This window comes from Paenibacillus sp. P4_E11, from assembly GCF_056401635.1.
Genome location: NZ_JBFUIX010000129.1, coordinates 1 through 10,886, shown reverse-complemented (window position 1 = coordinate 10,886; position 10,886 = coordinate 1). Strand labels below are relative to the sequence as shown.

The window sequence follows — 10,886 nt, the reverse complement described above, 5'->3', positions numbered from 1 at the left end:
ATCCCAGAACCTTTTCAGGCTGGGGGATGATGGGGGCTACACTTGCGTCGTATTCGGTTAGGATGGATATATACGTTTTCCCGCTTGAATGACGGCTGATTGTTGCGGATTGGATGCGATGTCCTTCGGGGATCTGCCGATGAAGCTTGATTCGAATCTCACCGAGTTTGGGGACACGGACGTGCTTCCCATCTGCTGAGAGTCGAACCGTTCCCTTCTGATTGTTCGTCGTGTAGCTCTGTACCGGGTTTTTCCGACTTTTGAATTTCGGATATCCGATCCGCTTATCACGGAAGAAGTTCCGGAATGCTGTCTTCAGATTCAGCTCCGCATTACATAGTGCGAGGCTGTCTACTTCCCGTAGCCAGTCGAACTCACGCTTAAACCCGGCTGGGGTTCGGTACCGTTGCTGCTTCCGTTGCTCGTTATCGTCATGGTATCTTTCAACCTTGTTCTGACGTTCTGCCAGCATCTGATTGTAGATAAACCGAACAGAGCCAAACGTCTTACGAATCATCATTTCCTGCTCGGTTGACGGATAGATCCGGAACCGATATGCCTTATTCATGTAGTCACCCCCATGAATAGATTATACCATAAATTAAGGAACGTTTGTTCTATTTCTTGTCACTGAATCCAACAAAAACATTCTAAAAGCACCGATTCATCCCCCGCCTACGCTCTTTCTTCGAAAGCAAGGTGGCTTAGAGGCAGGGGACTTCTCGGCTCTTAGGTTAAAACAATATGTGTTCCAATTAGTTCAATACCATAATACTTTTGTCGTACCATAGAATCCGGTTTCCATTAAATCCGAAAACTCTTGAAAAACATCGAAACCCAACTTATGCCATCGTCGTTCCCCGTTCAAACGGTTGCGTCCGCCCCTGATGTGTATGGGTCCATCTCATTTACGATTCTGTCCGGTAATACGCTCGAAGGAAGGAGCACTAGACCAGATAGCATATCCGAGCAGAATCCATGCGACGCTCCAGAACCCGAGCAGTATTGGCGAAGGTTGCCCGCTAGGGATAATAAAGAAGACGATTTGGAACGGGATCATCGCTACGTAGTACAACCCAACGAAAAGCGGCGCCATCCGACGCCATCCCGTCAGCCATCGCGCTACGAACGCCGCAATCCCCAGCGTTATCATACCGACTCCAACCAGTAATGCACCTACGGGATAAAAGAACTCCATCTCATACCCTGCGACGTATTTTGACAAGGCAGCTGCCAGATAAGAACATACCCCCAGTAGGCTGATAGACGTGCCGATGAGTCCGACCCACCTCATCCGGCCGCTCCCGCTGGTACTGAGTACGAGCAGGCCCAGCGGCCCGCACGCCAGGCCCAGCAACATTGGGATAGTTATCAGTAAATCGCTGACTAGTGAAGGTACCGGCGCCTGTAGTTGGTCGACGCTAACAAGCACTGACCACAGCAACCCGCCGATGAGGCACGCCAGGCCAGCGAAGCGAATGCTCCCCGCCGATACTGCCAGTCTTGCTTGGTTGGGTGGCTGCACATTACTAACCATAATATCACTCCTTCGTTTTGATGATGGGATTCGCATCGGTTATGCCATTATAATATCGAGCGGGCAGTTACCTGCTTCGCCCACGATCCAATCCGGTCATCTACCCCGTGCCTTCACGTGGAGCAAAAAAACTTACCTATATTTGTGATACTAACCTCCGAGCTGTCTGTAACGGCAAGTTATAAGGTCACCCAGCGAAAGGGATGGCTATCGGTGAAGATTCTCGTCTGGAAGAGTGGTGGCGGATATACAAAAAAGCCCTACCTCAAGATAATCAAGAGGCAGACTTTATATGCACTATTTTATTTACCATATTCTTTCCTGAAGTGGAATCCTCCCGAGGACTTTGCCATTTAATTTGCAATTTATGGGAAACTTGACGCATTGGGCTGAGTTTATAATACCCGTCAACGAGGCTGCCGTTACGCCGGCAGCCTCACCTGTTGATTGTTAAGATATAGTACCCGTTCGAGGAGCTGCGTGTCGTCAGATGCTTGGTAAGCACGGTTAGCTTTATAACGTTTCAAAGATTGCCGACGATTAGTTTGGCTTTCTCCAACAGCCTTTGAACGATTGCCGCCGTTTCCGCTCTTGTGATGTCGCTAATCGGCAGCAATCCCGCATCGGAGCCGCTGACTAGCCCGTTGGATACGGCGACGGCAACCGCTTGCCTCGCCCAGTCTTGAACTGCCCCGCCGTCCGAATATTTGGATAATACAGCATCCGACTCAGCAGCGCTAAGGGTTGTATCCAGTCCTGCAAGCTTCCCCGCTCGCACGATCATCGCCATGGCTTCTTGACGGGTGATCGTCTTCGTTGGACGGAACATCTGGTCCGCATATCCTTCTATGATCCCATACTCCTGCGCTTTCGCTACCGCGCCGACATACCATTCATCGGACTTCACATCCGTGAAGGCGGCCGTTTTCCCGTTGTCGGCCAGTCCAAGCGCCCGCACGACGATTGCCGCGAACTCCGCTCGGGTAATGGCCGCATCCGGTTGGAAACGGCTCTCATCGACTCCGTTAACGACCATCCGCGATGCCATATCGTTCACAGCAAGTTTGGCCCAATGCCTCTCGACATCCGAAAACGTAACAGAGTGCCAAATGAGGGCATACGTGCTGTTCGTCAAGCTGTGGACGACTGCGTAATACTTACCGTTCCGCGCCGTCATGGAAGTCGGCACACTGCGGGTTGTTCCGTCTGCCTCCAACACAATGGCGGTCGTGATCTTGTTCGGGTCTACGCCGTCCGGAAGCGGAATCTCACGCTCCACATACGAATCGAACTTGTCGGAGGTCACCATCCTTGCGTTGAACGAGGCAGTCACCGTGAAATCGACCGGCGGAACGATGACGGTAAAATGTCCTCTTGCCGCCGAATTTCCCAGAAGCTTGGCTTTATCGGAATCGCTCTTGGCGATGTCCACATGCACGACGACATCCGACAGTTTCACTTGCTGCCCAAGCTGCTTCGATAATCGGTCGATGAAGATTTCCGCCGCAGGCAGCTTGTAGTTTCCATTAGGCGTTTGGATGATTAGCACGGCCTGCTTGTTTTCCATCGATTTGACCGCGTCTCCGGTCATAACTAACGTCACTTTGTCCGCACTTGCCGTCACGGGAATGAAAATCTCTGGCTTATTTCCTGCTTTGGCAAGTTGATCCGCCAATTGGGCCGCATCCACCGTCACCGAAAACACCGTTCTTCCACCCTCATTCGAGATCGCGAATACAGCGATTTGCTCAAATTCCTTGCCGTTGACGAGAATTCGGAACCGTGTCGTAGAGCTGGACATGCCGCCCAAGGAAACGGGTCCATTTAATGAATCAGAGCTGCCCGATGAATCCGTGACACCGCTGGACGACTGGGTCGCACGTGTCGCCGTCACGTTGTATGTCTTCGTGGTACCTTCCCTTGCGGCCACAATCACCTTAATCGTGTTGCTGCCCACGCTGAGCGGAAGCGGCGGAGACGCCGCACCGCTCGTCAGGGTGAGCGGCCCGCTCACCAGCGTACCGACGTTGTTGTACACGCTCGCCGTCACCGTGGCATAGACGGCATCGGATACCGTTGCTGTTACTGTCACCGACGATACCCCATTGGCCACACTCGCCGAATAGCTTGTAGTGCCGGGGGCAAACGCAGGGCTTAGCATGCCGTCCGAAACCGTTAACGCGCTTAAGTCTGCGTTGCCGCTTCGCATCCACTTCGCATACAGTATAGTATCTCCGGCAATCGCAGTTGCGAAATCGAACGCCGAAGTCAATCCGCTGTCGACGTACCAACCTGCGAAGCTGTATCCGGTCTTGGTCGGATCGCCTGGTTGTATTACCGCACTGCCCTTGCTCACCGTTTGATTGCTCACCGGCGAACCGCCATTGCTGTTGAACGCTACAATGTAATGGGTGTTACCGGCCGGCTGTCCGTCAATCGTAAACGTTATTTGCTTGGCAAGCTCATTACCGGCATGATCGACAACGATGAAATCAACGGTATGAGAGCCCGGTGCAGTTACAGTAACAGTGCCGTTAGTGCCGCTTGCCCTTTGCACCTCGCCCTGATCCAACCGATACGATACATACCGGACACCTGCTTCATCATCGGACGCACGGAATGGAATGGCAACTGGTTGGGTGTATGTCGCGCCATAGGTTACACCGGTTACGGTGAGACTTGGCGGAACTCTATCCGTAGGAGTTAGTCCAACGTGCAGATCCGTTACAGGAGGCGGAACATCAACGACACGACTGGCAGCGGTTTGAAATCCGGGACGGCTGACGATTACCCGATATTGTCCCGCCGCCGTGTCCCAAGCATACCGGCCGTCTTCGCCGGTGATTTGAGGATTGGTGATCGGGTCTAATCTTCCCGGATAGTCTTCCTCGCTCATGTCAACCCATTTGCCCAACGCGGGATCGTTGTATTGCAGAACGACCGTAGCGTCGGGCAACGGCCAGGCGTTTTCGTCTCCGCGCTCCGCATTGTAAACAATCCCGCTCGGATCGATTAATACAATGCCGAATTGCATACCTGGTCCGCATTGAGGGTTAATTTCAATGTTTAAAGGTGAAGTCGTTAACCCCGAGCTAGAAGGATTGAATACATAAGACCATGCAGCACCTGGAATTGGACTCATATGTCCCGTATGTTTCCGTCCTGAAGCATCCGTTGCAATAAACACGACATCCTGGCACGGAATATCCAAGCTCACATTAAAGGTAAGATTGGCAGATCTTGCAGCTACTGGAGTCCCGTTAGTTTGATTTCCATTTAGTCCTCTCAACGTGACGCTAGGCGGTACAACCGGCCCTAATGCTTCAATCTGATAAGCAGCAGTTGCAAACGGTTCAAGTTCCCCCTCTCTATAAGCGTTCACTGTTAATTGGTGGATACCTTGTGCAGTAGGCTTCACTTTCCATGTTGTTTCGGCAATCGTTCCAGAGGTGATTTTGTCGAAAGTATGAACAGCATCATCGTCAACAAGACTCAACCCGGAACCGAGTAGCAGTTTAAGTGTTACATTAGTAAGGTCGCTGCCCGGATTAAATAAATAAGCATTCAATTTCGTAGGCGCCGTTGACCACTCCGGATACGACAAGCGCTCTCTGCCGCCAAGTTGCAAGGTTGGATGGGTTGTGGTTACGTTGAATCCATCAACCGGACTGGGAACTTTGGAAGACGTTAGAGGATCCGTTTTGTACCCTAGTTGGCCATAGCTGTTCGTTCCCCAGGTCCACACGGTTCCGTCGTCTTTGATGGCAACCGTGTGGTCATATCCTGCTCCAACGGAGACGAGAACGCCATTCAGGCCAGATTGCGCTGCAAATAAACGATCACGATATGTATCGTCTCCCAGCTGGCCGCTGCTGTTTAGCCCCCAGCTCCGCAACGTTCCGTCGTTTAACAGGGCAATCGTATGCATTCTTCCTGCCGCAATGGAGGCGACACCGTTCAGTACTTGATTTGGATTAAGGCTGTTGAGTACTTGCTCGGGATCATGGCTGGATGTAGTTGTTCCGTTGCCGAGTTGCCCAGAGTAGTTCCATCCCCAAGTCCAGACCGTTCCATCGCGTTTCAGGACAACGGTATGACTGGAGCCTGCTGCAATCAATTTAACTTCGCTTACATTAGGCACCTGTTTGGGTGTATCGTTATGATTGTTGAGAACCGTTTCGTAGCCAAGCTGGCCATCAGCGTTCCACCCCCAAGTCCACACCGTTCCATCGCGTTTCAAGACAACAGTGTAATTGCCTCCTACTGCAACAGAGACAACATCGCTTAGGTCCTTCACTTGTACTGGAGAACGGCCGGCTGTAGTTGTTCCGTCTCCGAGTTGTCCGTAGTCGTTCCTTCCCCATGCCCATACCGTCCCATCTGTTTTCAGTGCAACGGTGTGGCTGTTACCAGCTGAAATGGCGCTTATATTGCTCAGGTTGGGCACTTGCACGGCGACGGAACTAAAATATGCATCTGTGACGTAGCCGAGTTGACCATGCTCGTTGGATCCCCATGCCCACACCGTTCCGTCGCTTTTCAGTGCAACGGTATGGTTCCCTCCTGCTGCAATGGCGACAACATTGCACAGAGCGGGCACTTTAACAGGGGAGCTGCTGTTATTGTACGAACCGTTTCCGAGTTGACCGCTTGTGTTGTACCCCCATGCCCATACCGTTCCATCGTAGTTCAAGGCAACGGTGTGGGCATATCCCCCGGTTATCATTGGTTTCGTTGTAAAAGGAGAAGTGCAAACGGGACTCTGGGCAAAACCGAAATTCGGAAGAAAAGAGAGAAGCAAAGACAAGATGATAGCGAATGAAATGACGATTTGCATCGGTTTCGTCTTACGAGCATTCATCACAATACCTCCTAGAACTTACATATTCGCCGTAATATCGATGCTGATCTGCGCCTGCCTGACTTTGGAGATGTTGCTTGGATCCTTGTAGATATGAATAATAAATTGCCCTGCCAGTCCCGTCTGAGCTTTCAAGGCTTTGCTCGTATACGTGTAAGTCCGAATCTTGGTCTCCTTCTCTTCCTCTTCCTTGATCAGAACGGCGTCCTGGGGCAGAAACTGCTTGATGAATGCAAGAGCCTCGTCCGGACTTGGCGCCTCCCCACGATTTACATACGGATTGAAAATGTTATAAGCTTGGCCCTGAGTTTCTGTCACCCTGATATTGCCGTCCATGTAGCCGACGGTCAATTCGTTATCCTTCTTGACGCCTGCTCCGAATTTGGAGTCGAAGTAACTCAGCTTGGCGCCTAGAACGGCATCCTTCAAGACGTCCGTTTGCGCTCCCTCCGAATTTTTCGCGGTCGCCCCTTTGGAAGCCTGGGCCGAAGCTCCTTCCGATTGGCTGGCAGAGGGGGACCCCGTTACTGCTTTGTTACTTTTGTCGCCGCACCCGGCGATTAGACTTGCAACCAACAATACGACGCAAACAATGTTCCTTTTCTGACTCATGTGCAACACCTTTCCTAACCTCAATTTGAACGATCATTCCAGCAGGAAATATAAAACCCCTTTCTTTAGATCCATCCTAAAGAAAGGGGCGCTTCAAAAACGCTTCAAATTTTACGGTTCAAATAATGATCGATATYCTCCAAAATGTTCGGGGAGATCGTTTTGTATCGCTCCACCTCGGCTGCAAGCTTCGGCATCGGACGCGCCACGGCCATATGACGGAAATCGACAAACTCACAGCAATGGTCAAGGTATTGCTGTTTGCCCGACTTCCGGTAAAGATCTTCGTTCAACAGGAGCGCCGGGGTCCGATGCTCGGGCGATTCGGGATACAGCTTCCACAGCGCGAATCGAATAACAGCCTGTTCCTGTTGACCGGGAGATTGCTCAAGCAACCACTGCAGCTGGTTCGTCGCTTCGGCTAAACTTATCCAGCCTAGATCCATCTTCAAACGCGACAGTTGCACAAGCAGATTGACCTGCATATCCCTCCGTTTGAGCCGGTCTGCAATCTCCAGCGCTTCTACCGCCGACTCAACAGCGCTTTCGTATTGATATTGGCGTTGCCTCAGCAAGCTCATGAAATAGAGCGATTCGCATGCGAAGTATGGGGTACGCAGTTGATTGAACAGCCGAATCGAACGTTCGAGCAACGGATTGGCCTCCTCCAATCGGTGCTGCGCCAGAAGGTTGCGTCCTTCGTAACTGAGCATGATGGCCGCAACTCGCCAATCTTTGATTGCAACAGCTTCTTCAAGACAAAAGACGATGCATGGGGACGAATACGCATGGTGCCCGAGATACCAATAGTACTTGCCCAACATACCATGAGCAATGGCGAAGCCCATACGATCCCCGATCGACTTGCTGATCTCCATCTTATCGGCAAGGAGGTCAAAGGCCTGATCCATTTCATCCATATCCATATAGACCATCGCCAACACGCCCATGGYATGTTCGATGGAATACTTATCTTGGTTCTCCGCGGCGATCCCCAATTGTTTCCTGATCCAATGAATCGCTTGCTCATATTCGCATTGGTCATAAAAGACGTGCCCTATAATACCAAAGAACCGGCAATCCTCATGGGTTCGATTTCCGACATGGGGCAACTCGTTTCTTTTCATCAGATAAGAAAGCGCCTTGTCGTAATTCCCCAAGTAATAATGCAGAGTACCGAGCATGACATAGACAGAACTCAGTCCGGCATGGTCCTCCGTCAGTTCAAAACAGCGCAACGCCCGCTCCAAATGAAAACTCATTTCCTCATATTTCCCCTGTAGTCGCAAACAATTGCCCATCGCCACGTCACAGAGGGATCGTTCCCGGATCGTTGCGGAGCTCCCGGAACGTTCCAGCCATTGTCTGTAAGTGTTCTCGGCTTCTTTCCAATCCCCTGTAATGATCAAGGCGTCGCCAAGTTTCATCAGGAGGGGCAGAATCCGTTCGGGAGGCAGCAGGTTGCACAGCTTCCGATAATAGTTGATCCTCGTTTCATTGGCGTAAATCATCTCGGCAGCCGATGCGGCCATCTCATAATAGGGAACCGCCTCATCCTTCATTCCCGCAATTTCAAAGTGATAGGCGATTTCTGCGGCAATGGCCTCGGGCTTCTTGTGATGATAAGCGATCAAGCTGCAGGCGATTCGCCGGTGGCAGTTGCGTCGTCTGCTAATCGTTTTCAGTTTGTATGCGGTTTCCCTTACGATATCGTGCGAAAAATCGTAGAGACCGCTCCCATCTTCCTGCATGACCTTGAGCTGCAGCAGCAGCTCCATTGTTTCGAAAACAGCTTCCTCCTGCATGTCCAGAACGACCGCCATAAACTCTGCCGATACCGGCCTTCCGACGGCAGCGGCGGCGGAAACAAGCCGGATACGATCCGGTGAAAGCCTGCTTAATCGGTTTTCAACGGTTGTTATGACCAATGGCGAAAGACGAAACTCGTTCTTGCCGCTGCTTGTTTGCCAATCTCTCATCGTTTCCACAATGAATAGCGGGTTGCCGCCGGTTGCCGCGTGTAAACCGGACGAATTGCTGTCCGCAAGCGCATCGCCTACAATCGCGGCCATCAGCCGTTTCGTACCTTCCTCGTTGAACGGAGCAAGCTCGATTTCCGTTATCTTCCGTTCGATCCGAAGTTTGGAGACGAAATGCCGAGCGGCATCGTTTGCATACTCGTCCGTTCTCGCTGTCGCAATCACGAGCAGTCGGGTCTTGGAATCGCTGCGAAGGATAAAGGACAAGAGCTGGAGCGTTTCCTTGTCGCTCCATTGAATATCGTCAAGGATAAGGATCAGCGGTTGCTTGGTCAGAAGCATCCGTTCAATCGCTTCATACCATCTGAATTGTTGCCAATTCTCCCGAATGGGATGTGGTTCCGGCAAGTTCGGGTATCGTTCAAACAGCTCCGGCAGCAAGCGGGCTAATTCTGACAGCCATACCGGATTCATCTGCGGCAAGGGAAGGCTCCTGAGCCAGCTCGTCACCGGAGCATAGGATAGCGAACTCACCGATGGGTAGCAGCCGGCAAATGCCGTTTGCATCCCTTGGCTCTCTACCCATGCCTTAAATTCCAGAGCCAGTCTCGTTTTGCCGATTCCCGCCTCCCCCTGTAAGAGCAGCAGAGAGGTTTTGCCGACAGTTGCATCCTTCCAAGCGCTCACCAAGCTTCCCCATTCGTCGATTCTGCCGATAAGCGGGGGTTGGCTGTACGCGGCAGTCGAATGTTCACCCCCATTCTGCGTGAGTCTTTCGAACAATTGCAAGGTTTCCTCCGCAGGTGCAATCCCGAGCTCAGTTCTCAGAACGGAGCGCAACTGCTCATACATGTGCATGACGCCCGCTACATCTTTGTTTAAGGCAAACAACCGCATCAGCGTGCGGTATGATTCTTCGCTTAATTTGTTTTGGACCAGCAGCTTATTCGCGTAAAATAAGGCTGACGTATACTCCCTTTGACTTTCCAGGATAGAAATGAGTTTCCCCAGAACTTTCAAATAGAGTTGAGCCAGCAATTCACGCTTCGAATGAAGCCATTCCTCGTAAAACCCTGGCAAAAGCTCTCCACGGTACAACTCTTCCGCTCTTCTCAGCTCATATAGGGTTTGTCCTTGCGCCGCCCGTTCAAACTCGCGCACATCCGAATAACAGACAGGTTCATGAAGCCATTGAATGTATGCGGGAGTGACCTTGAGATATCGGTCTATTCGCGGAAGGAATTGGCGCAGATCGTGAAGGAGTTTCCGCAAATTGGACAGAGCTTGTCTCTCGGTGGAATCCGGCCAAAAATTAAAGGCAATTTGCTTTCTACTTTGCGGCATGTCCATGCCGAGAACCAAATATACCAGCAATAACCTCGCTTTTTTACCGGGTATCATCGACGTCAAATCTTCGTTTTCGAAGGTGATTTTCAAACTGCCCAATAATTGAAACGTGCAATCTGCCAAACCGACCCCTCCCTGTACGGCGATTCCACTATAACCAAAAATGATCATCTATCAAAGTGCAGATTTATCTTTTTTTGATCATACAATATTATACATGTATGAAAAAGGAAAACGGTCCTTGTCCTAAGTTTTTGAACAATATTGCCTATTAGCGCAGTGAGGCAGAAGTCCCATGCTGGCAGCCTCTTCCAGGTTGGTTATTGAACTAACGTTTCCTGTTAGTTGAATGAAATTACGAACGTTAGAACCTCTCCCTACGTAACTAAAATAAACCTCCACCCCTTCTTTATATGAAGTGTGGGTGGAGGTTTATTCGATTATAGGATGAAGTGGTTGATTTGGTACTATCCTTGAGGACAGTAGCCCCGTTTATTCGATTATAGGATGAAGTGGTTGATTTGGTACTATCCTTGAGGACAGTAGCCCC

Annotated in this window: 5 protein-coding genes; all 5 read right to left on the bottom strand. The window is 51.0% G+C overall.

Features of this window, described 5'->3' with window-relative positions; translation table 11 throughout:
- Positions 1 to 568: RNA-guided endonuclease TnpB family protein (locus tag AC1DWB_RS28625; RefSeq protein WP_477544507.1), on the bottom strand; the 568-nt coding region annotated here is incomplete at its 3' end.
- 336 nt (positions 569 to 904) lie between these two features.
- Positions 905 to 1,537 carry a hypothetical protein gene (locus tag AC1DWB_RS28620; protein WP_477544506.1) on the bottom strand — a complete coding sequence of 211 codons (633 nt, stop codon included), beginning with the start codon at positions 1,535 to 1,537 and terminating at the stop codon, positions 905 to 907.
- 523 nt (positions 1,538 to 2,060) lie between these two features.
- On the bottom strand, positions 2,061 to 6,398 hold the full coding sequence (locus AC1DWB_RS28615; RefSeq protein WP_477544505.1) for an RCC1 domain-containing protein: 4,338 nt from the start codon (positions 6,396 to 6,398) through the stop codon (positions 2,061 to 2,063).
- Positions 6,399 to 6,416: 18 nt separating this feature from the next.
- Positions 6,417 to 7,010: a hypothetical protein gene (locus AC1DWB_RS28610; RefSeq protein ID WP_477544504.1), complete on the bottom strand. Its 594-nt coding sequence runs from the start codon at positions 7,008 to 7,010 to the stop codon at positions 6,417 to 6,419.
- Between the two features lie 104 nt (positions 7,011 to 7,114).
- Positions 7,115 to 10,459: a tetratricopeptide repeat protein gene (locus AC1DWB_RS28605; protein WP_477544503.1), complete on the bottom strand. Its 3,345-nt coding sequence runs from the start codon at positions 10,457 to 10,459 to the stop codon at positions 7,115 to 7,117.
- Between the last annotated feature and the right edge of the window lie 427 nt (positions 10,460 to 10,886).

Excerpts from the sequence above, each read along its gene's own strand:
- AC1DWB_RS28615 (WP_477544505.1), bottom strand. The coding sequence starts at position 6,398 with ATGAATGCTCGTAAGACGAAACCGATGCAAATCGTCATTTCATTCGCT.
- AC1DWB_RS28610 (WP_477544504.1), bottom strand. The coding sequence starts at position 7,010 with ATGAGTCAGAAAAGGAACATTGTTTGCGTCGTATTGTTGGTTGCAAGT.
- AC1DWB_RS28620 (WP_477544506.1), bottom strand. The coding sequence starts at position 1,537 with ATGGTTAGTAATGTGCAGCCACCCAACCAAGCAAGACTGGCAGTATCG.